Source organism: Paenibacillus sp. JT31N11, from assembly GCF_056269285.1.
On the sequence record NZ_JBWDNQ010000015.1, the window covers coordinates 108,355 to 130,812 of the forward strand.

Annotated in this window: 22 protein-coding genes; 13 read left to right on the forward strand and 9 right to left on the reverse strand. The window is 49.1% G+C overall.

Annotated elements, in window-relative coordinates; all coding sequences use genetic code 11:
* Window positions 1-125: 125 nt before the first annotated feature.
* Both AC0YNV_RS32995 and AC0YNV_RS33000 read right to left on the reverse strand, forming a co-directional pair.
* Window positions 126-1,094 carry a metal-dependent hydrolase gene (locus AC0YNV_RS32995; RefSeq protein WP_475771832.1) on the reverse strand — a complete coding sequence of 323 codons (969 nt, stop codon included), beginning with the start codon at window positions 1,092-1,094 and terminating at the stop codon, window positions 126-128.
* Window positions 1,095-1,155: 61 nt separating this feature from the next.
* Complete coding sequence (locus AC0YNV_RS33000; RefSeq protein WP_475771833.1) at window positions 1,156-2,340, reverse strand: glycosyltransferase family 4 protein; 1,185 nt, start codon at window positions 2,338-2,340, stop codon at window positions 1,156-1,158.
* 256 nt (window positions 2,341-2,596) lie between these two features.
* Between AC0YNV_RS33000 and AC0YNV_RS33005 the strand changes: the two genes are divergently transcribed.
* A complete protein-coding gene (locus tag AC0YNV_RS33005; RefSeq protein ID WP_475771834.1) occupies window positions 2,597-4,222 on the forward strand; it encodes a right-handed parallel beta-helix repeat-containing protein in 1,626 nt (541 codons plus the stop codon).
* A gap of 21 nt (window positions 4,223-4,243) precedes the next feature.
* Here the strand turns inward: AC0YNV_RS33005 and AC0YNV_RS33010 are convergent, their stop codons facing one another.
* On the reverse strand, window positions 4,244-4,402 hold the full coding sequence (locus AC0YNV_RS33010) for a hypothetical protein (RefSeq protein ID WP_210046521.1): 159 nt from the start codon (window positions 4,400-4,402) through the stop codon (window positions 4,244-4,246).
* A 103-nt stretch (window positions 4,403-4,505) separates the two neighbouring features.
* Between AC0YNV_RS33010 and AC0YNV_RS33015 the strand changes: the two genes are divergently transcribed.
* The 3 genes from AC0YNV_RS33015 to AC0YNV_RS33025 all read left to right on the forward strand — a co-directional run bounded on the left by AC0YNV_RS33015 (window position 4,506) and on the right by AC0YNV_RS33025 (window position 9,531).
* Window positions 4,506-6,317: an ABC transporter substrate-binding protein gene (locus AC0YNV_RS33015; RefSeq protein WP_475771835.1), complete on the forward strand. Its 1,812-nt coding sequence runs from the start codon at window positions 4,506-4,508 to the stop codon at window positions 6,315-6,317.
* Window positions 6,318-6,402: 85 nt separating this feature from the next.
* On the forward strand, window positions 6,403-6,810 hold the full coding sequence (locus AC0YNV_RS33020) for a DoxX family protein (RefSeq protein WP_210046523.1): 408 nt from the start codon (window positions 6,403-6,405) through the stop codon (window positions 6,808-6,810).
* A 216-nt stretch (window positions 6,811-7,026) separates the two neighbouring features.
* Entirely contained in the window at window positions 7,027-9,531 is a 2,505-nt protein-coding gene (locus AC0YNV_RS33025; protein WP_475771836.1) for a right-handed parallel beta-helix repeat-containing protein, read from the forward strand.
* 135 nt (window positions 9,532-9,666) lie between these two features.
* On the opposite strand, the gene AC0YNV_RS33030 is transcribed toward AC0YNV_RS33025, so the two are convergent.
* Window positions 9,667-10,938 (reverse strand): nickel pincer cofactor-dependent isomerase, group 22, encoded by a 1,272-nt coding sequence (locus AC0YNV_RS33030; protein ID WP_475771837.1) that lies wholly within the window; start codon window positions 10,936-10,938, stop codon window positions 9,667-9,669.
* A gap of 206 nt (window positions 10,939-11,144) precedes the next feature.
* Between AC0YNV_RS33030 and AC0YNV_RS33035 the strand changes: the two genes are divergently transcribed.
* The gene (locus tag AC0YNV_RS33035) at window positions 11,145-11,687 is read left to right on the forward strand and encodes a GNAT family N-acetyltransferase (protein ID WP_475771838.1); all 543 of its coding nucleotides are present in this window, start codon (window positions 11,145-11,147) and stop codon (window positions 11,685-11,687) included.
* A complete protein-coding gene (locus AC0YNV_RS33040) occupies window positions 11,684-11,971 on the forward strand; it encodes a hypothetical protein (protein ID WP_475771839.1) in 288 nt (95 codons plus the stop codon). The genes AC0YNV_RS33035 and AC0YNV_RS33040 overlap by 4 nt, the downstream gene beginning before the upstream one ends.
* 84 nt (window positions 11,972-12,055) lie before the next feature.
* Here AC0YNV_RS33040 and AC0YNV_RS33045 read toward each other — a convergent pair whose 3' ends face one another.
* Entirely contained in the window at window positions 12,056-12,922 is an 867-nt protein-coding gene (locus AC0YNV_RS33045; protein WP_475771840.1) for an MBL fold metallo-hydrolase, read from the reverse strand.
* Between the two features lie 259 nt (window positions 12,923-13,181).
* On the opposite strand from AC0YNV_RS33045, the gene AC0YNV_RS33050 reads away from it, so the two are divergent.
* The 4 genes from AC0YNV_RS33050 (at window position 13,182) to AC0YNV_RS33065 (ending at window position 15,400) form a co-directional block, all read left to right on the forward strand.
* Window positions 13,182-13,532 carry a winged helix-turn-helix transcriptional regulator gene (locus AC0YNV_RS33050; protein WP_475771841.1) on the forward strand — a complete coding sequence of 117 codons (351 nt, stop codon included), beginning with the start codon at window positions 13,182-13,184 and terminating at the stop codon, window positions 13,530-13,532.
* Window positions 13,533-13,695: 163 nt separating this feature from the next.
* A complete protein-coding gene (locus AC0YNV_RS33055; RefSeq protein WP_475771842.1) occupies window positions 13,696-13,998 on the forward strand; it encodes an antibiotic biosynthesis monooxygenase family protein in 303 nt (100 codons plus the stop codon).
* The gene (locus AC0YNV_RS33060; protein WP_475771843.1) at window positions 13,995-14,573 is read left to right on the forward strand and encodes a TMEM175 family protein; all 579 of its coding nucleotides are present in this window, start codon (window positions 13,995-13,997) and stop codon (window positions 14,571-14,573) included. The genes AC0YNV_RS33055 and AC0YNV_RS33060 overlap by 4 nt, the downstream gene beginning before the upstream one ends.
* 113 nt (window positions 14,574-14,686) lie before the next feature.
* On the forward strand, window positions 14,687-15,400 hold the full coding sequence (locus AC0YNV_RS33065) for a glycosyltransferase (RefSeq protein ID WP_475771844.1): 714 nt from the start codon (window positions 14,687-14,689) through the stop codon (window positions 15,398-15,400).
* A gap of 134 nt (window positions 15,401-15,534) precedes the next feature.
* Here the strand turns inward: AC0YNV_RS33065 and AC0YNV_RS33070 are convergent, their stop codons facing one another.
* The gene (locus tag AC0YNV_RS33070) at window positions 15,535-16,554 is read right to left on the reverse strand and encodes an aldo/keto reductase (protein ID WP_475771845.1); all 1,020 of its coding nucleotides are present in this window, start codon (window positions 16,552-16,554) and stop codon (window positions 15,535-15,537) included.
* 216 nt (window positions 16,555-16,770) lie between these two features.
* Between AC0YNV_RS33070 and AC0YNV_RS33075 the strand changes: the two genes are divergently transcribed.
* Complete coding sequence (locus AC0YNV_RS33075) at window positions 16,771-17,625, forward strand: AraC family transcriptional regulator (RefSeq protein ID WP_475771846.1); 855 nt, start codon at window positions 16,771-16,773, stop codon at window positions 17,623-17,625.
* A gap of 225 nt (window positions 17,626-17,850) precedes the next feature.
* Here AC0YNV_RS33075 and AC0YNV_RS33080 read toward each other — a convergent pair whose 3' ends face one another.
* On the reverse strand, window positions 17,851-17,994 hold the full coding sequence (locus AC0YNV_RS33080; protein WP_475771847.1) for a hypothetical protein: 144 nt from the start codon (window positions 17,992-17,994) through the stop codon (window positions 17,851-17,853).
* A 21-nt stretch (window positions 17,995-18,015) separates the two neighbouring features.
* Window positions 18,016-19,716, reverse strand: a complete 1,701-nt coding sequence (locus tag AC0YNV_RS33085; RefSeq protein ID WP_475771848.1) for a carboxypeptidase-like regulatory domain-containing protein — start codon at window positions 19,714-19,716, stop codon at window positions 18,016-18,018.
* A gap of 346 nt (window positions 19,717-20,062) precedes the next feature.
* Here AC0YNV_RS33085 and AC0YNV_RS33090 point away from each other — a divergent pair, with 346 nt between their 5' ends.
* Window positions 20,063-20,833: an SDR family oxidoreductase gene (locus tag AC0YNV_RS33090; RefSeq protein ID WP_475771849.1), complete on the forward strand. Its 771-nt coding sequence runs from the start codon at window positions 20,063-20,065 to the stop codon at window positions 20,831-20,833.
* 279 nt (window positions 20,834-21,112) lie between these two features.
* On the forward strand, window positions 21,113-22,075 hold the full coding sequence (locus AC0YNV_RS33095) for an NAD(P)H-dependent glycerol-3-phosphate dehydrogenase (protein WP_475771850.1): 963 nt from the start codon (window positions 21,113-21,115) through the stop codon (window positions 22,073-22,075).
* A gap of 177 nt (window positions 22,076-22,252) precedes the next feature.
* Here AC0YNV_RS33095 and AC0YNV_RS33100 read toward each other — a convergent pair whose 3' ends face one another.
* A complete protein-coding gene (locus AC0YNV_RS33100) occupies window positions 22,253-22,453 on the reverse strand; it encodes a hypothetical protein (RefSeq protein WP_475771851.1) in 201 nt (66 codons plus the stop codon).
* Between the last annotated feature and the right edge of the window lie 5 nt (window positions 22,454-22,458).

Here is a 22,458-nt window from a genome sequence, read left to right on the forward strand (position 1 = left end):
GACAGGCGGCTCGGTTTATTGTGCAGCAAGGCAAAAAGAAGAGAGCACCTGCTGCTAGGCGCCCTCTTATCCAAAGATTCCAGCACTATAACCACCCTTACGTACTCAACTGCCTCCCCCGAATATCATGCATATGGCGGCTCCCACATCTTCTTTCTCCACCCGATCGTGTCCCCGATCACCTGCAGCCGTTCATCCAGCATGACATCCATACCGAAAGGAAGATCATGTCCGTGCCGGAAACGGACATCGCGCAGCTCAACCTTGTATCCGTCCTGAAGCTTCTGGCAGGAAATATGAACGCGATGCGTGAAGCGGAGAAATGTTCGGACCCCGTCGCTGCCCATGACCGCGTGAATGATATCGTTTTGCTCCCCTTTTTCGAAGATCGCTTCTTCCTTCAAAGTCAATCCGCGGATCGAGCCCGTGATATAGGCCTGCCCGGTTTCATGAACATACTTCCACTCGTGGGGAAGCCCCCGTGGAATCAGGAAGGAATAGCCGGCGGTTCCGTAACGACGGCGGACAAGCTGCAGCATGAAGCGGCCAATCAGGAGGCGGCAGCCGATGAACAGAAAGGTTAAAGCATAGACAAACGGAAAGACAGCCGCTGCCCCGAAGACGTCGAACACCCACAGGAGCAGCCCCGCTGCATGAAGAGAGAACAGAATCGGATCAAAGATCGGGATGATATCCGCATGGAACCATCTCCGCGAAACCGGTCTGAAGCACTGCACGCCGTAGGCATTAAATAAATCGAGGAAGACATGAAACACCACTCCGGCCATCGTCCATAGAAATATCGGGAGCAGATAGGCCCAGGCGTGGAAAGCGAGGGCGATCAATGGGGCGAGGACAAGCGGCCACCCCGCAAGCATGGGAAGCGAATGGCTGAAGCCCCGATGATGCTGCAGGTATGATTTATACCCGCGAATACGGATGACGGTATCGAAATCCGGAGCGTTCGAGCCGATGATTGTTGCCGCGAATAACCCGTAGACGGCGGTCGAATGACTGATGAGAGCGGGATCGGCAAGAGAGATTGCAAGTCCTCCCAACGTGGCGCCAATCAGAAGATGAGTTCCGGTATCCATATCCCATAACCTCCTACTGAATCTTGGATGTGATTATGCGTCGTGCCGATGTGTGTCAGCTTCAGGCAATTTCGTCTTCTTCCGCGATAGCCGTCAGGATTTGACTTGCGGCGGCCAGTTGATTATTCTCCGTTTCGGCGATCTGCAGGCAGCGCGTATAGATGACCTCCATCGCTTGGTCCCAGGTGCGCGTTAGCGCATAGGCCCTGGCTCTTGCCCCGAACTCCCGCCATTTGTCCGGGTGCTCGAACCAGTCGGTCAAGGCCGCGAGGAAGCTCTCCGCATTTCTGGCTTGTGCATGCATCCCGGTCTTCCCGTGCTGTACAATCTCGGTCACGCCTCCGCTATTGGCGACAATAGAGGGTAGCCCGGACGCCGCAGCCTCCAGCACGACGTTGCCGAATGTTTCGGTCGAAGACGGGAACACGAACAAATCCGAGGATGCGTACAGTTCCGCCAGCGACTCTCCGCTCTGATAGCCGGCGAACGTTACATTCTGCGGCACTTCCTGCCGGGCCTGCTCCATCATCGGGCCGTCGCCGACAATCAGCAGATGGACTTGATTGCGGATCGGATCCGGCAGCCGATGCATCAGCTGGAAGAGGATATCCATATCCTTCTCCGGCGCCAGACGGCCGACGAACAGCAGCAGATACCGCTCCGTGATCCCGTAAATTTCCCGGATACGCTGCGAACGCTTCGCGGGTGTGAACAATTTGCAGTCGACTCCCCGAGTCCACAAGGCGAGATTGCTTAACCCTTTTGCTTCCAGCAGGCTTATCGTCTCCAGCGAAGGCGCGAAGATGGCGCGACAGGAACGGTGGAACCATTTGATATACGGCCAATAGCATGACCGGGCAAAAGGAAAGCGATAGGATTCGAGGTAGCGGTCGAAATGGGTATGGTAAGAGGCTACGACAGGGATGTGCAGCTTTTGGGCGGCGGAAAGACCGGCGAGTCCGACATTGAACGGGGTAGCGATATGGACAAGATCAGGCTTGAACCGGGAAAGCTGCTGCCGGATGCGGAGCAAATTGGGAATAGCGAACCGGTATTCGGGATAGAGCAGGAGAGGGAGGCTGGCGAGCCTGCATACCTGATCTTCATAAGAGGGATCCGGTTCGGTCGGCACAAACAGCTTGCACTCGACTCCCCGGTCGGATAAATAATCGGTCCAGCGTTTCAAAGTAAGAGCAACGCCATTGATCTGCGGAATAAAAGTGTCTGAAAACACGGCAATTCGCATAGGGCCCACTCCTCCTTACGGATGATACCTTCACAGTAGTTCATGATTATTAGCGCTGATGCATGGTTGGGTAAAGAAATCATGAAGTTATGAAGGAGGAATCAGCCGGCGCGGCCGCAGCTTTTCAAATCCGTCATATTATGAAATAAATCGCCAGATCCTTGATGCTGCGCAGGGCAGCTTTTCTTTATAGTGGAAGAGACGGCAGGCTGAGCTGAGGCTGCTCCAAGACTAATGGGAGAAAGAAGGAGAAAGTATGAGTTCGGATAAAATCATATATGTGAAGGATTACACCTCGCCATCCGGGCAGGATAGCGCGGAAGGAATTCGGGAAGCGATTCGGGCAGCACTGGAGGCTGAAGCAGGGTTAATCGTATTTGAGGCGGGGACATACAGGCTCACCTCGGTGGAGGTTGTCCAGACCGAAGGGATGGTGCATGATGCGGGGAGCGGCCATCAGCTGTGGAAGGATACCCATATTGCGATAAGCGGCGCGAAAGGCTTGACGCTGCAGGGAGCGATTGGCGATAACGGCGAGCCGGCCACCATGCTGGCTGGTTACAATGACGGGAGCGTCAACGGATATCTGCCGTCGATCCTGTGGTGCGAGGACAATGAAGCCCTTGGCCTGTGTCATTTGGCTTTTACGCGGGAGCCTGAATTTGCTTCTGCGGGAATCGTCACATACCGTTCGGAATCCTCCATTACGGTTGAGGTGTTCGCAGGGAATCCTTGCCATGAAGGGATGGGCACCTACTGCATGAACCGCCTGGACCCTCTGACTGGTGCGTTGACCGGCGAGAGCGTCACCTATGGCGGAGGAGCGGACGCGGATTGGGAGCAGGTCGGCGAGCGGAGTTTTGTCTTGAACAGCCAATCGGTTGCCTCCAAAGTGAGGCTTGGCGAGCATTTGTCATGGCATCAAGGCGCCCGGACGGATTTCCAGATTTACTTCGCCCGGTGCGACAATCTGGAGCTCAGCCGGCTTCGCATCAAGAATGCGAACGGCTTCGCCATGTTGACGGAAAGCTGCCGGCATATACGCGCCGAAGGAGTGGTCTTCAAGCCTGACGGGAACCGCTTGTTCACGGCACCGCGCGATGCCTGGAAGCTGTTCAAGTGCAGCGGCCATATCGAGATTAACCGGATGTATGTGGAAGGCGTCAGAATGGACGGGCAGAATATTCAGAGCAACTGGCTGCTTCTGGAGCGCAAGCTGTCTCCGCTGGAGGCTGTTTTCTTCTGCAAGTACACGTTTGCGCCGCTGCAGATTGGCAGCCATATTGAATTTTATGATGGCGCGCATATGGAACGAAGAGTGATTGAGGATTGGTCGCTGGAAGAGAAGACCGAAGGGGGCCATAAGTATCGTATACGATTGCAGGAGGAGATTCCCGCATCCGCGCTCGAAGGCACGCTGTGTGCGGCAGACTGCTGGGAGGCTGACAGCTACACATGTACCGACTCGGAATTTGTCAACATCGCCGGTGCAGGCCATCTTGTGAGGAACGACCATGTTACGATCCAGCGCTGTACATACCGCAATACAATGAACCCGGGTATTCTTCTGGGGGCGGAGCTTCCAACCCATGCCGAGGGAGGCCATGCGACGCATATCCGTATAGAGGATTGCGTATTCGACCACTGCGGCTTCTATCCGCGATATGGCGCAGAAGGGTGCATCGGCATCAAATCCTCCGGCTTCGATGGTCCGTATAACCGGCATATTGCGATTAGCGGCAATGTATTCCGAAATTCGGCGATTGGCATTCACGCGATCGATGCGGATGAAGTTTCGGTGAGCCGCAACCTCTTCGAGGGTGTGGAGAGGCCGCTGGTGACTCAACCGGGAATTACGGGAAAGGTAGAATTTGACTGCTAGACAACAGATGTACGATGCTGCTCACAGCTTTTGCAGCCACAGAGTCAGGCTTCTGAGCAGCTGAAGAACCAACCGGCCAGGCGGCGCTTGAGGTGATGTTTTCCAAGCCTCGCGCGCTGCTTTTTCCACATCGTCTCTGATTTGATTCATTCTCGTTTCATATTCATACAGGTTGTTCATTTGTCACATCCCCTTTGTTTTTTATTATAGCTGGATAAAGATGAATAAAAATTGTAAAGTATTAATTATATATTTCATCTTTTATTCAGGGCAGGTGACCGGCATGATTCTGCAGCAGCAGTATTTGAAAATAAGGCAATTGCATCTGAACGAAATGCGGGGAACGAGCTTCGAAATCACCCTGCAGGAGCTGACAGATGTATTGGAATGCTCCGGGCGCAACGTGAATTTGATTCTGCGTAAAATGGAAGAGCAGCAGTGGATTGATTGGGTTGCAGGGAGGGGGCGCGGCAATCGCTCGCAAATGACCTTCCTCGTCTCCCAGGAGTCGATCGTTCTGCAAATCGCACAGCAGTATGTGGAAAAAGGGGATCTTAAACAGGCGTTTGCTTTTCTGGATGAATACGCGCACTTGCCCTTTGTTAAAGAGCAGTTCATGTACTGGCTCGATACCCATTTTGGCTACCGGACGGAAACGAAGAATATGGATGTCATGGAAACACTGCGGATTCCATACGATAGAACGATTCAGTATATCGACCCGATTTTTATGCTCTATGCGGTGGAGTCGCATCTGGTCAAGCATGTCTTTGATTGTCTGGTCCGGTACGATTCGCTTCACGACCGCATTGAGCCTCATATCGCGCATTATTGGAGGAAGAATGAACAAGGTACGGAATGGATATTTTATATCCGCAAAGGGATATATTTTCATCATGGCCGGGAGCTTACTGCCCACGACGTGAAGTTTACGCTGGAACGGTTGAATGACGATGAGATCAAGGCCCCCTTCCGCTGGCTGGTCTCCGATATTTCCCGGGTTGAAGTGGTCAATAACTATGTCCTGCGGATCTTTCTGACCAGAACCAATCACTTGTTCCTGCGGAATTTAAGCTTTGACCCCACCTCCATTGTTCCACGGGATGCCGTTCAGGACCTGGGCAGACAATTTGCGAGATTGCCGGTAGGCACGGGACCTTTCAAGCTGGTGAAAAATGACGATAATATGATTGTGCTTGAGGCCTACCAGCAATATTTTGACAAGCGCGCCCATCTGGACCGGGTAGAGATATGGCGGACGCCGGAGCGGAATATGAGCAGCGGGAAGCGTGATACGGATTCCTATCAGATGCGCAATTATCTTTGCGGCGAGCTGGGGATGCAGACCCCGTCCGCATGGCTGGAGGTTGAGACCAGCGCTGTTTCCTGTCATTATATTTCCTTTAATTTATCCAAGGAGGGTCCGCAGCAGAATCCGTTATTCCGCAGGGCGTTGTTTCATGGGTTGAATCGCAGGAGGCTGCTGGAAATCATGGTTTCAACAGATGCCAAAGCCGTGGAAAGCTTCTTTCCGGATCCTGAGATTACCGGTTATGAAGCTGCGTATGACCCTGAGTTAGCCCGGAAGCTGTTGGCGGATAGCGGCTACAAGGGAGAAAAAGTAACGGTATATGCAGCATTATCCAATGAAAGCACACAATGGTTTATAGAGGAATGCGGGATTCTGGGTGTCGAGCTGGATGTTATTGAACCACCCAAGAATAGTATGGTGAAGGATGCTGGAATCAAGCAGGAGGATTTGGCCATCGGTTCCATCGTAACGGAGGATGAATCGGCCTTTTCGATGATTGAGTTATTTCTGTCCGGGAACAGCTGCTTCCATAAAAACCTGCGTCCGGGGAACTTGCAGCAGATCGAGGGTATCGTCCAGCGAGTGTACGAGGAATCTTCGCCTGCCACACGTTACGAGATCTCCAAAGAGCTGGAGCAGATGCTCAAGCTGGATGATGCCGTACTCTATTTGTATCATCGTCCGCTCAAAACACAGGTACATCCATCCCTGAAAGGGGTTCATCTCAACTCGATAGGCTGGGTGGACTTCAGAAGAGTGTGGTTTGAGACGAAGGACAAATGAGTGAATATAGCAATTCAGAAGAAATCCGGCCTATCCTCTTATGCTAATATGGGTTTATCCAAAATTTGAGAAGGTGGGATAAATCATGACTACCAGCATTTCAAAAGGACGGCTTTGGACGGCGCGAATCATGAGCGGGGTAACGATAATATTTATGCTGTTCGACAGTATCCTTAAATTGTTCAAGCCTGCCCAGGTTGTGGAAGGGACAGTCACGCTGGGATATGCCGAGCATCATATTATGGTTATTGGAATACTCGGGCTGCTTTCTACTATTTTGTATGCCGTTCCACGCACGTCATTCCTGGGCGCACTGCTGCTGACAGGATACTATGGCGGAGTGCTCGCTACGCAAATTCGGATGGACGCCCCGCTTTTTAGTACGATTCTCTTTCCGGTCTACCTTGCTGTTTTGACTTGGGGAGGGGTTTGGTTGAGCAATGATAAAGTGCGCCAGCTCATGCCGTTTACGGACAGAGGGCTGGATAGATAGGTAGTCTCATCGTATCCGATAACATGATAGTCGATGCACGCAAGGACCGTCCGGGCAGCCGGACGGTTTTTTCTGCGCGGATTCATGTTCTGATGAAAGAACGGAGGAATCGCGGCGTGAGACATTCATCTAATTTGCTCACATGCACAGACTATTCTTATCGATGCGGAATATGCTAAAACGACAAAGCTCTCAAATACAATAGGAGGTTTTAGTATGATGTATACTATTGATCTGGCTCTCTGGAACATCACTACTGGACTACCATCTAAGCCTTACGTGACAGCTGACTATAACCGAGCGAATAACAATGTGAATGGATTCACAAATGCTATCGCATGGGCAGCGGATCAGGGATATAGCTACATTATCGTTCCTAAGGGCGAGTATGCGTTATGTTATCCCAATTCAATCAAGATCACCGACAGCTATATTACGGTCGACCTCAACGGTTCTACCTTCAAGGAAATATACGATTCCGAAGCGCAGTCTCCCTACGACACTGCAGATCGAAGTGTGCTGCGTGATTACTATGCCTTCCCAAGCAATCAAGTACCTGGCGTTGCTTTTAAAATCGAAGAGTGCACACATACGAGTCTGATTAAAGGGATTATTATTGGAGACAAAGCCGACCGGTCATTTGCCGTTCCTAATGAAGAACGGAAAAATGAATGGACAAACGGCATACAGATCGGCAAAGGGGCCAGCTATATCAGCGTAGGTAAAAATACGATCAGCTACTTTATGGCCGACGGGATATCGTTCATTAATTCCGGCGTAGCAGAGATGGTAGAATTTGCACTAGGCTTGTCTGTAAGCGATATCAACCCCAATACCGGCGCACTTATGGCTTCAACTACAAACATGGTCAGCAAGCTTCTGACTATACCTGCACATATACCGCCACATCAGGCTTTTCTTATTGCAGGATTTGGATATACCCGTGCAACTGCGATCAATGCAAAGGAGGTTGGTATCTATTACTACAATGCTGCTGGTGCCTTCATCCGAGGTTTCAGCAACCAAAAGATATACAAACCGATCACAATCGTACCTGGCGCTGCGATGTTTCGTTTCGTATTCTACAACGAAACGAATATAACCAAGGATATGCAGATTCATCTGAAATTCGGTTTGACGCCGCATCATTGTACGGTTGAGGACAATGAAATCTTTGGCTGCCATAGAGGAGGCATTACACCGGGCGGCAACGATCTGATAATTCAAAACAACATCCTTCACGATATCGGCGTCGAGTATCTGGACGGCAAGCCTATATTTAACGATCCAACCAGGTACTGCATCAATCAGGAGGATTCGTTTGGCGACAATACGCTCATCCGCAATAACATTATGTATAACTGCTTTCATGGCATCTTGTGCGGCGCCTACTTTCCAACGATAGAAAACAACCGGTTCTATAACTGCCTGGGTACAGCTATCAATCTGTACATCCTGAAAAAAGCAGTCGTAACCGGCAACTTCATTTACAAATGCGGCACTTCCCTTGGGCTTATGACTGCGGTTTTCCAAAACGCGCATGTAACATACAGAGACAATACAATCGTCGGCGGCAATCTGCTGCTGAACAATGGCGTGGGTTACCATATCACAGCCGAGGGCAATACATTCGAGGACGTAGTCAACCTCGCTTACCCTGACGATGACAGATGCGTATTCAAGGGCAACCACTTCCGGTGGAGCGATACTTTCTCCGGCGCACCCATGATCACAATTAACCATATCGAAGAATGCACGATGGAAGTAAAAGGCGCCAGAAAACTGATCACGCTTAAAGCCTATGAAATAAATCGTCTGGACGCCAAAAATACAACGATCCGGGTAAATACCCGTAACCAGCTGACTGTCAATGAAAATGTGAATTTCTATAACAGTACGTTTGAATCCTGCCAGATTGACAATCTTCTGTTCGCAATGAAAGAACGAAAAGTAAATATTTTCAAAAGCAAGCTTACCGATACGATTGTGTTTATCGGAAATACCAATACAAATGGTCAATACCCATACACCGGCCTGAAGGACTGTACGGTCATTCTAAATACGCCGGCCTGGCTTGTGCAAACCAGTTTCAATACATCGAAAGGCACCGTACAAATAGAAGACAGCCAACTTACAATCAATAATACCGGCTTCTTGTATCTGATCAAGAACGATTTGTTCGCCGGGCTGCCGCCGCTCTTCACCTTTGCTTTGAAGAGAAGCCATATCGTCTACACCGGTCCTTCGAAATTGACGCTTGGTTTCTACAATAATAAAAATATAATTAAATATTTCATCTCTGCAAGAAATATATTCAGCAATATCACGTTGCCTGCAAGAGAAAATGTGTATGTTGGATATGACCCCGATAAGGAAAGAGATACTATACCGATGTACGGTATTTACTTTACGGGTCAAGTCATCCGAAATGCGTATCCGGCTGCGGGTGAACCTGAATATTGGCTGTGCTTATCCAGAGCGGGTACGCCGGATGATTTGCCAAGGATCGCTAATAATATTCTATGGACTGCTGCCACAGTCAAAGCGCTTGGCGATCAAGTAAATGCAGGAGGCCGCGTTTATACGGTTACGACCGCAGGTACGACCGGCGCTGCGGCTCCAGTCTGGCCGTCAGTTGAAGGAAACAAGGTTTCAGATGGCACTGTGGTTTGGACTGACAGCGGCTACCTTGCCACTTTTGCTGCTGTGGGTAAAATTTAAAATAATATTTGACGGATGCATCAATGAAAAAAACGCAACGAGCGACAGAAAAAGGCTTCAGTCGTCTCATTGCGCTCATTTAAAGAAGCTGCAGATTCGTGCAAGGCCTGGAGAATCAGGGGCTGCATGCCGGGCTCATTTCCTCAAATGTCCGCTTTCGTCAAACGCCAATTCATAGCCCTCCGTTAAAATCTCAATATCCGGATGGTTCCGCGCTTCTTCCAGCAGCGTTTCGGAAATCTCGATCTCCCCCAGATGAAGCGTATCTTGAATGCGCACCATTCTGCAGGAGGTATAATCCAAAATATTGCAGGTCTTGACAGCCGCTTTGATGGCGTCCCTGTCATTAGGCAGGGTGGTCGCTATCTTCGTTGGGGCGCATACGGTTGAAGTCAGGCCATTCGCATAGGTGACTGGCCAGTCGGCTTGCTCGACCAGGCGCGAAGTTGTAAAGTCTGCTGTCCCGACACCGTTCGCATTCCCTTTCGTTTCGGGCGTCAAATCAAGGACGACCATCTTGCTTACCTCAGGCCCGCCATGTGCATAGGGCGTAGGGTATCTGCCTGTAATATTAGGATCCATGCCGTCCCCGCTTATATTTTTGCCGATATAATCGATGACGAGCACATCCAGCTGCGAGAACAGGATCTTTGGAAGTCTTTGTTTCGCTTCAACCAGGAGAGCCGGCTCCAACGCTTCAATCTGATCCGCCGCAAGCACCTCGATCCGGCATGTTTCATCGTAGGCATTCTCGATCAGGGCCACTCCGAACAAGATCGGCAATTTGTCCATCATAAGCTTCGCCATTTTCGGAACATTCTCCGCCATATACGCAAAGCCCAGCTGGTGGCAGGCTTCCGCCCCCTTCTGCTTCCCTAAACCGATGGAGATCATCTTCATGATTCCGCTTTCAAATGGTCCGCGAAAAGCGGTATGCGGTTTCACTCTGTTCATCACCACGATGGCATCCGCTTCGGACGCGATTTTATCTACATAAACAGGCAATCCATTCTCCAGCTCATCCAGCTGAACGACCTCCATCGAAGAAAGGATCGGCGCTCCGACGGACAATTCTGTGATGCCGAGGTATTTCAAAACGTCCTTCTGCCCTTCAGCTGTGGCTCCGCCATGACTGCCCATGCAAGGTACGATAAAAGGATGCGCATGCCGTGCTTTTATCGCTTCTACCATTGTTTTGGTGAACGCGGCGATATTTGCAACTCCTCTGCTTCCAACAGCGACGGCCACTCTTTGTCCGGGTAGAATCTGACTCATTGCAGGACAGGCATCAAGCTTTCGGAGCAGTTCCCCGGCAGGATCATCGAGCTTCATCCCGTCGAATCTCTGCCGTATTCGAACCATCTTCGGAATCGGGACCGGCTCAAGCAGTTGACTGAGTATATTCATTCTGAAGTCTCCTTTTCTTTATTGCGTCTATACTCCAGTTTATCCGCTTTGTCATTCCGGGGCAATCGGAATAAACAAATTTAGAGTGGCTGCTGCACCCGGCATCATGTGATTGTTTATTGGATAAAAACAGGAAATCAAGTTATTTGCAAGAATATATACACGAGTATGCACAAATTTTTTTGATCAAATGAAGGAGGGTTACAATGATTCTCGAAACCAGGAGATTGATTATAAGAGAATTTAAGCCCGAGGATTTGGAAGATATACATGCCTATGCATCGAACCCATTAGTAGTCAAGCATATGATATGGGGCCCCAACTCAAAAGACGATACACAAAGCTATCTGAATACGGTAATGGAAATGCAAAAGCAAATGCCCCGCCTTGATTTTGAAGCAGCGGCAGTCTTGAAAGAAACAAGGCAGCTGATCGGCGGCTGCGGCATCCACCTGTCCAGTCCATCACAAGGGGAGATAGGATATTGTTTTAATCCGCTTTTCTGGGGAAATGGCTTTGCAACAGAAGCTGCTGATGCTCTGCTTGGATTTGGTTTCCGCAAGCTCGGTCTCCATCGGATATTCGCGACTTGCCGTCCGGATAACATTGGGTCCGCCAAAGTGATGCAAAAAATAGGGATGACATACGAAGGGCATATCAGGGAGCATATGCGGCATAAAGGGAAATGGCATGACTCCCATCAATATTCTATTTTAGAAAATGAATATGTCGGTGGAGGGGATTGTTGAACATTTTGAAGCTGAGAATTTTCCGTTCGATGGCAATGGGGACTTTTCTTGCCGCAATTATCCTGTTTCTAGTGGATGGATTGTTTATAGATTATCATCAGCGCTATGACGGTTTGGGAATATTGTCAACGTTCATATTCCCGCCAATCGGGATCGTTTGCGCGGGGCTTGCTTATAAAAAAACAGGCTCTGCCCTGGACATGACTTTGATAGGCCTTAATATTTTTGCTTTCTTGAGCTTCTTTTTAATGATGTTTTTTGGCACGTTATTCTTCGGTCCGTAGGATCGCCCGATCATTGTATGGTGCTCGGCTGCCAAAGTCCCTGATAAGAGCCACGCCTCGCAGTAGAGTCGTGGCTCTGGCAGCTTACTTCGTCGTATTCAGATCATACCGTTCTCCGGGCGCGAGTATGTGGAATCTGCTCTCCGAACGGGTAATGCCGCAAGACAGCTTGGCCGGATCGCCGTTGAACGGCAGCGCCTCAGGCGCGTCATATGTACCGTAGTGATGCGCGATAAGATCGGCATCGCCAAGATGGTTGGCCAATTTAACGGCATTCTCAATTCCGAAGTGATACGGATCATTCGATACATCCAGCAGCAGGAGGTCGACTCCGCTCATCTCCAGATGCTCGGGCAGTAGACGGCTATCTCCCGTGTACCAGATAACCCCGTCCGGGCTGCTGATCAAGAAGCCGCAGCAGTCCTCCGGACCGTACGGCGGACCGAATTTTGCCGGATCGGAAATTTGCCAGGCATGGTCAGCCCGCGTGAGGGCGATTTCGGCATTTCCGACCCGGAAGGTCTCGCCGATACGGAAAGCCCGGGCTTGATGGGCCGGCACTCCCAGCCTCGCAAGCTCCCGTACAACGATGGCGGGACCTCCGTACATGCCGCCTGTTCGAATCAGAGCTGCGGCTGTATCCGGCGCCAGGTGATCATTATCCATATGTGAATAGAGCACAGCATCCAGATGCGGAACATCCGCCGCCACAATCGGCAGAGGCACCAGCATCCGGTGGCCAAGCTCATTCACGCTAGGGGAGCCGTCCTTCATCATAATGACGGGATCAATCATAATCAGCGTTCCGCGGACGTTGATTAGGAATCCGGCTCCGGACAGCCACCAAATCGAGGTGCGGTTGGATGCGGTAAAGTCCTCAGCCGTGATCATCCTGGTATTGGGTGCAATGACTTGGGAGGCGGACGGTTCCTGCGGCATTTCCTGGGACATGCAGAATCATCTCCTTATAAAATTCGAATAGGGGATCGACTTCATAACACGGACCGGATGGATGGTTAATCGGCAAGCGGACAGGATTCGCCGCTCTCCTTATATTCCCATACGAATCCCGGGACGGCAATTACATAGCGGAAAATGTTGAAAACCATGTGACCTCATTTTAAACTATTGTAGAGGTTGAAACTGCGGGCCATAAAAAATCTTGTTCTCTCCCTTATCTTATCAAGCATTGAAGAGGAGTGGTATTGCCATGACCAAAGTATATGGTTGTCCGGTAGAAGTGACATTAGATGTATTGGGTGGCAAATGGAAGACAGTCATCCTGCGGTATCTTTCCAATCGATCTTTACGCTACAGCCAGCTCCAACAGCGGATGCCGAATATTACACAGCGGATGCTGACCCTTCAATTGAAGGAGCTGGAGGAGGATGGCTTGATTCAGAGGGTCGTATTTGAGGAGCGGATTAAAAGAGTCGAGTATTCTCTCACCGAGTACGGCAAAAATGTTGAACCGATCCTTGAGCTTATGTGCGAATGGGGCAAACAGCGTATGCGTGAATTCAACCTGCAAGTGAGGACAATGGGGACGTCCGGCGGATAGTCCGCAGCCCAGGCAGCATTCAACGAACAAAAATGTGCCGTATTGTATGTTTGGGACCTGCTCTTTTATAATTCTGGATGTGGATATGCACTTTTCTGATCTGCGATAGGCCATACAGATCATTAAACGCAGCCAGAATAAATAATATGAAGGTGGGATACCCATGGTAGTGGAAATCATTCGGTATGACATAGCGCCCGAATCCGCTCAGCATTTCATAACAGCTTATACAGAGGCCGGGACGTATTTAAACCGCTCTCCGCATTGTTTGTCCTATGAAATAATAAACGGCGTTGAAGAACCTAATCATTTCATTATCCGAATTGAATGGGAATCGCTGGAGGGGCATATGCAAGGATTTCGCAGGAGTCCGGAATTTCAGCATTTTTTTGCAGGGGTTAAACCCTTCTTCAACGCGATCCTGGAGATGAAGCATTATAACGTTATCGCAGCAAGCGACCGATGACCAAGATCCGGCTTGAGGCTCTGAGCGACGGCGTCATAGCCATCGTAATGACCATTCTAATCCTTGAATTTAAAGTTCCCAAGCTCGAATCATCCGAAGGGGATTGGGTGCTCGCCAAGGATTTTATCCATGATCTGCCCGTTGTTCTCAGCTATATAATCAGTTTTCTGGTTCTCATTGTTTGGTGGATGTCTCATCATCAGTTGTTTCATGGAGCCGAATACATGGATCGCAAGACGATTATTCTGAACGGCATTTTTCTGATGTTTATCGCTTTCATCCCATACCCGACAGCGCTCATGGGTGAATACCCGAGCCTTCGTTTTCCTTCTATTTTGTATGGGATAATCGGCCTGCTCTGCGGAGGGAGTTATTATGGCCTGTTTCACCATATACTGAACAAGAATGCCGGTCATCCGTTCAACGCTAGCGGGAATGCGCTCTCTTTCAAGAATACCTGGCTGCATTTGATTGTTTACATTGCCGCTATAGGTATCGCTTTCATCTCTCCGTATATTTCGATTGCCGTATACGCGGCAGTCCCGATTTATTTTATTGTTAAGAAAAATGGATAAAACAAACCCCTGCCCATTCTTGTCAACCTATCGCATAGGATGCGGCACCTCTTGAGAAACTGACACCGTGCTTCAGCCGGTTTCATATGTTGAAGAGTGGAAGGGGTGACAATTTGGGAAGAGCAGAGGTGTCAGGTGGAGTATCCATTATTACATGCACTAATCGCCCGCAATTTTTTGATAATATATTAACAAATTATCGAAACCAGATATATCCCGATAAAGAACTAATCATTATTCTTAATAAAAACAGCATGAATTTGAAGCACTTTCGAGGCAGAACCCGGGCCTATGACAATGTCTCGGTGTATAAGGTCCCCGAGAGAATATCGTTAGGCCAGTGTTTAAACTGTGGGATCATCAAAACAAGATTCCCGTTTATAGCAAAGTTTGACGATGACGATTATTACTCTCCGTACTACTTAAGGGAACAGGTTCATGCGCTCAGCCGCACAAAAAGCGATATTGTCGGAAAGCACGCTTGTCTTGTGTATCTTGAAGCCAGCAGAAAGTTAGTCATCAGGTCGCCCATTGAGACTTCTAAATTTTTAGAGTTTGTGCAGGGAGGAACGATTTTATTTAAAAGAAAAGTGTTAAAGAACGTCCGTTTTGCGGACCGCTCCTTGGGAGAGGATGTCAACTTTTTGAGGAGCTGTAAGAAAAAGGGCTATAAAATATACGCCACATCTCCTTTTAATTACGTCTATATGCGCAGAAAAAATAAAAGCAATCATACATGGAGAGCTTCAGATCATTACTATTTGAACGGGAGTACACCATTAGCGGTGACAGGCGATTATCGAGCTATTGCAGATCGAAAAATATAAGAGGACTCTGTCCGTTTTATTAAAGGAATACGAAACCTCAATTCGAAGGGCTGCCGCGTGGCAGCCCTTCGTTGTGCAAACGGATTGACTAATATAAGGCTGAACGCCTGAGGGCCGTCTCTATCTGCTGGTTATTATTTCAATGCCTCCGCAACGGGGGAATCCAGGGTCATGGTTGTATACCAATTCGGGTAGAGCGGTGCAGGGCGGGTCAATTGCTCCAGCCGAGCGATTTCTTCTGATGTCAAATTCAAATCGGCCGCATTCAAATTTTCCTCCAGCTGCGCGGCTTTGCTTGAGCCTATCAGCACGCTGCTCACATGAGATTGTGCCAGCAGCCAAGCGAGCGACACTTGTGCCGGTGTTGCGTCATGAGCACGAGCGATGTCGCAGACCGTATCAAGAATGCTGAACCCCCATTCTTTGTCAAGCGGGATAAAATCAAAGCCGCTCAGTCTGTTATTCGGATCCTTCAGATTGTCGCGGGTATATTTGCCACTGAGGAAACCGCTGGCCAGAGGACTCCATACCGTTAATCCGACCCCGGCGCTCTTCATGAAAGGAACCGTATCGTGCTCGATATCTCTGCCGATTAAGGAATAGTACATTTGCCCGTTAATAAAGGTGGCCCATCTGCGTTCACGCTGCATCTGAACCGCCTGTGCAGCCAGCCAGGCCGGCCAGTTGGAATAGCCGATGTACCGGATCTTGCCCTGCCGGACAAGATCGTTAAGCGCCTCCAATGTTTCTTCCAAGGGAGTGAATGGATCTGTCTTATGAACGATATACAAATCAATATAATCGGTGTTTAAACGGGCCAGGCTCGCCTCGCACGCAGCGAACAAATGCTTGCGGGACAGACCTGCCTGAACAAGGCCCGGGCCTGATCGAAATCCGGCTTTCGTGGCGATGACCGTCTCCTTGCGGCGTGCTCCCAGCAGCCTTCCCAGCATTTCCTCGCTTTGCCCGTCCGCATAACCGTCCGCCGTATCGAAGAAATTGATGCCGGCGGCGAGTGCCTGATCTATTAACCCCTGCGCATGATCTTGTCCTACCTTGTACACGCTTGGAATATTTCCCGTGCCAAAAGTCATTGCCCCGAATGCCAGCCTGGATACGATTAATCCGGAATTGCCCAATTGTACGTATTTCATATTTTCTCAGTCTCCCGTTTTGTATGGTTTGAACATCTCTTGAATCAAATTATACCTGGCGGAAGGCAGGTTCATCTTGAACAAAACAACCGCATTATTGTACAAAATTCTCATGCCAAGACTGTAACCCGTTGGTTATCACGGGAAGGATACGGTAAAATGATAGAGGACCAGACATGTTTTCGAGGGTTGTACTATGAAAAGGGGGATGGTTCCTTGTCAGATTCACCTGTTGTTACGAATGATGCTTCGGGGTGGTCCGAATTGAAAATTTCGGCCTGGGAGGGCGTCTCCCCGCAGGAAGCGTTCGAGCCGGTTCTGGACAACCATTTGATTGTTATTCATAAAACGCCGCAGCCGGTGCGAGTGTTTGAACGGGCTGACGGATATCATGGAGAAGGCATTGCAATGCCTGGCCACATTAATTTGTTCTCGGCAGGCGATATGTCGTACTGCAGGTGGGATGAAGAACTTTCCTTTCTGAGGCTGGACTTGTCTCCGGTATTAACCGCGAAAGTCGCCGCCGAGCTGGAGCTTCCTCTTGGAGGCGGCACCGCCATTGATTTTGGAAGACAAATCCGGCTGCAGGACGATCGGGTTGTGCAGGTATCCCAGTGGCTGTACGATGATATGAAGAATGGCGGGCCGGGAGGCAAGCTGTATACCGATTCCCTTATTCGGCTCTTGTCCATGCACTTGCTGCATCGGTTTGGTACGGCTTCCTCACGTCAAGCGGCTTCCCCCAGACAGCTGGCCCGAAAGCAATTGGACGGAGCTCTGCAGTATATTCATGATTATTTGGAACAGGATATTTCCCTGGATGATATTGCGGCAGCGGCGCATGTAAGCCCATCCCATTTTATGAGGCTGTTCAAAGAGGCTACAGGGCTGCCGCCTCACCGGTATGTCATTCAAGAGCGAATCCGCAAAGCCCAGCATCTGCTGCTCGGCGGGCGTCCCATCCATGAGGTTGCCGCATCGCTGGGGTTCAGCGATCAGAGCCATTTTCACCGCCATTTCAAACGTATCCTCGGGGTCACTCCCCGTGAGTTTGTCCTTAATTTTCGTTAGCTGAGGCAGGATTGGAGCTGGGGAGTTACAATGATCATCGGAAAATGGTCGACAAGAGCACTTGGCGAACACCAATGATGTGTTAGTTTTTCTATCCGATGGTTCAAAGTAAAGCAAAAAAGCATTCTTAAGTCACACCAATTGCTGTAAGTGTGAATAATTTACCATCGTAAAATGAAAAGAACGCGGGACCTGCTTCCCGCGTTCTGGTTTTGTAATGCCGGATTAACTTATCCAAACCTCTTTCCACCACCCGTTCTCAATATCCCATTGATATTCCCAGTAGGCAGTGTCCTTAATTTCCAGCGACTCCAGGGTAGGCGGCTTCCACTCTTTTTTCTTGACTGCGGCATCGTCTGCATCATTCACTTTTGTCCCATCTCCTTTGATTTAAAAACTTCCGGAGCCCGAAAATTGACCAGTCACAAAATTCATTGAGTTCTGTTGGCCTGGTATATCAGAGAGACTTGTACTGTAATAACGTACATAATGTACCTGGCCGGCCATTATCGTAATCGGACCCGTATATGTGATCCGGGGTCCCTCGTTGATCCAATAGAAGGTGTCCTTCACTCCTGATCCGCTGGGGTCACCAAAGGCTTTGAGAGTAAGAGTGAACCCGCTGATGTACTGGTTTCCGGAACTATTTACTGCAAAAATCGGATCAAGATGATATTTGGTGATGGGCGCTGTTTTATTTTCAATGTTTACAATCGTTTGATTCCTGGCCTCGACATGCCCCGCCCGGTCAATACTCCAGAACTCAAGAATATGGGCTCCGGGACCACCGTCAATGACGGCGTAGTGGACGTCTCCTCGATACGTCTTTTTGACAGGACCGCCATCAACGGTATAATACGTCCACTCCTCTACACCCGAAACCGTATCACTCGCTGCAAAATGAACGTAAGCGTAAGGTTGATAGGGCTCGTAGGTAATCTCACTTACAGCTGTAACAGGCGGGCTCTTGTCGACCGAGATGAAAATATCAGCTTCCCCCGTATTGCCGGCGGTGTCTGTGGCAAACCCATGGATGTAATGTCCGCCTTCTGCAGATACAATCTGAGGCGGGGAAATCGTAGCAACCGGCGTCTCATCATTATCTTCTGCTATAAAGGATACCGTTACATCGTCCGTATACCACGCACCGAGATGCCCCCCATCGACATCAGGCGGCCGACTGGCCACAGCCGTCACCGCAGGTGGCATATCAACAAGATTCAATGCAATGTCAAGCGGCGCTGAAGAAGCGGCAGCTTGGATTGACACGCTTCGGTACCCATCGGCTGATACTGTAATCGTATAATTGCTGTCAGGTTTGTTAAAAAAGACGAAAGCACCGATATTGTTCGTATATGCTACAGAGCCATCGCTCAATTCTACCGTTGCGGCATTTAGTCCGTAATACGCGGATGCGAAATATCCAGTTACGGTACCATAGATGGTATGAGGAGGGGCTGGAATTTCAATAAACGCGTGATTGCCGATTCTTACATCGGATAATGAGCTGAAGCTCGGGTCTGTATTAACTGCTATTTCCAATGCTGTATGCGGTGTTGCGTTATATTCAATTTCATAGTGACCGTTGGAATCGGTCATGTCCGAGCCCAATTCAATCCACCAGCTTGAGCGGACCCGGAATCCCACGCTTACCATGTGATCGGGAACGGCAATACCGTTCAAAGTAATCGTGCCCTCGATCTTCTCGATCATGGTCGGGTCATACTGGAAATCAAATGTGGTTGCCCCAATTCCGATATCTTTCATTACCGGGTGGCCTTTAACGGTAAGCACAACAAGATTCGTGAAGTCACTCCGGTGAAATTCCGGAATTTCATAATGTCCGTTTTGATCAGTAGTCGCACTGGCGGTCTCCGGTCCAGGAAAATGACTATTGGCATAGGAGGCAAAGACCTTTAGACTCGCCCCTTGAATGGGTAGGCCATTCTCGTCGGTAATGGTTCCCTGCAAGGGGGCATACATTACGGGATCCGCTGCAGCAAAGCCTGCATTGAAGTTGAGCAGCTGAATGGCAAACACCATTAAAACGACCAACTTTACAATATATATTCTGGGCAAAACTGTTTTCATCTCAAACCTCCTTTTCGTTATAAAGGTAAGTTTCATTCTTAATAAAGAATAACATAATTTTCTAATAAAAGGTGGAACTTATTAACAATTTAGTGAGCTGTACAATTCCATGAAAAAGTGGCTGGAAAATGATGAAGGGCAGCTTATCCAGTACTTTTCAAAATTCTGTAATGGATGATTAGAATACCTGTTGCAGCATCCGTTCGAACATCGCAGCCGTACCCCGTTGAGATCCCCTCCACTTCGAGTCCGGTCAGGCTTGACCTTCACATGATGTGATGGATTAGAGTATCAGATACGGAATATGATTTATCGAAGAAAGATATTACGTGAAGGAGACGGACAAATGATTAGTAAAATGAATCAGGAAATCCCCCGAATTGCCCTGGTTACAGGAGGCAACCGCGGTATAGGAAGGGAAATCGCCAGGCAGCTGGCTTTGAAGGGGCTGCAAGTATTGATCGGCTGCCGGGATGAAGACAAGGGACGGCATGCAGTTGAAGAGATGCGTCAGGAAGGACTGGCAGTTGAACTGCAGGTTGTCGATGTGAATGATCCGGAAAGCGTCAGCAGGATGACAGAGAGAGTAAAACAACAATATGGGCGTCTGGATGTATTGGTAAATAATGCTGGAATTATACGGGATTACGGCGTTTCTGTGTTGGATGTGAAAGAGTCTGTAATTAAGGAGACATTCGAGACTAATTATTTTGGCGTATTGCGAATGATTCAAGCTGTTGTTCCTTTGATGAAAGAACATCAGTATGGACGCATCGTCAATCTGTCGTCTGGCCTGGGAGCTTTTGAGATTCTGGAGGGATTGTTGGGTCTTAAGGGGTCTTCGTCAGCCTACCGCATCTCCAAAACCATGGTCAATGCCTTGACATGTTTAGCCGCACAGGATGTGGCCGGAACGGGTATCAAAGTCAACGCCGTTTGTCCTGGAAGGGTACAAACGGATATGGGAAGAGAGGCTGCTTCCCAGGCAGCCGCAGAAGGCCTGCCTGCTCCCCTGACGGTTGCAGAAGGAGCAGATACGGCCGTCTGGCTGGCAACTCTGGATGAAGAAGGTGCAAGCGGCGGATTTTTTCGCGAGCGCAAGCCTGTCGCCTGGTAGAGATTTATTTTATTGAAGGATCGGGGAAAAGGCTGCCGCGTGCAGCCTTTCTTGTTACTGAAAGTCAGCAACAAGGGATTCTTGTTTGCGGCGGCACTGCAGGCAGTCTGAGCGGAATGATAATACTGAAGAGTCCCACAACATGATAATGGAATACATCCCCCTGTCCATCCTGTCATCTCCGCTCCCCTGCTGTTCTTTATTTTTCAGTGAGAGGGGGATATAATAGCCCCAACAGCTGCGGGCAGTGTAATGATAAAATAAAGGAAGTGCTAATCAATGAAAGTTGCCGTGCTTGGCTGCGGAAGATGGGGATCTTTTTTGGCGTGGTATGCCAATAAACTGGGACATGAAGTAACGTTATGGGGAAGAGAAGCATCCAAACATTATCAGAGATTGGTTGATAGCAGAACTAATGATTATTTAATATTACCTCAAACAATACATATAACGAATAAAATGGTAGAAGCCATTCAGTTTGCAGAAATCATATTGATCGCCATCAGCGCCCAGGAACTTAGAGGATTTGCAAAGCAGCTGAATACAATGGGAATAACGAATAAGACCTTTGTTTTATGCATGAAGGGACTTGAAATGGAGTCTGGAGAAAGACTCTCGCAAGTATTAATGGAAGAAATACAATCACCTGTAAATGTAGCCATTTGGGTCGGACCTGGGCATGTTCAAGAATTTGTTCAAGACATTCCGAACTGTATGGTTATTGATTCAGATGACATGAACATAACGAAATGGATAGTGGACAGCTTCGGAAGCGACACGATACGATTCTATTATGGGCAGGATCTGTTAGGTAATGAAATCGGTGCTGCGGCTAAAAATGTAATTGGCATCGCAGCAGGCATGCTGGATGGATTGGGTTATACGAGCTTGAAGGGAGCATTAATGGCTCGAGGAACAAAAGAAATGGCGAGATTAGTCAAGGCAATGGGAGGCAGCGAATTAACGATTTACGGTTTGGGGCATCTTGGCGACTACGAAGCAACGGTGTTCTCCAGGCATAGTCATAACCGGCGTTTTGGCGAGGCATTTGTAACAAAGGAACCATTCGGGAAATTAGCTGAAGGAGCTGCAACTGTAAAAGCATTATTGCAATTGTCCGCAAAATATAATGTAGAGCTTCCTATCTGTCAGGCTGTTGATTCGGTACTCTCTGAGGGCAGCGATCCAAAAGAGCAGCTGATCAAACTATTTATGAGACCCGTGAAAGTTGAAGGTATTTAATGAACAAGTGGCCAAAAGAGGGAGCGGGTTATGATAAGCCTGCGCCCTCAGTGATTACCAAGCCGTATTAATTCGTATGCGCTATCCCGAGATAATTTGGCCAGCCCTGCCTGAATGAAAAGGAGGGTTATTGCTGCTGAGCGAGATAGGGAAAATAACGCCATATTTCCTCTCGCATCAGCCTTTTTTCCGCTGCTGCTGAAGCTGGAGCTTCAGGGCTTTGTATTTGTTCACTCCGACTCCCACCAGGACTAGGCCGATGGCGAGCAGGACAATGCCCATCGGCTTGTTGACGTAGATCATGTCGACAATGCCGAAGATGACGAGCATCACGCCGAACACTGCAATGAGGAGCGGATTGGCTGGTTTGGATTTCATGGGAC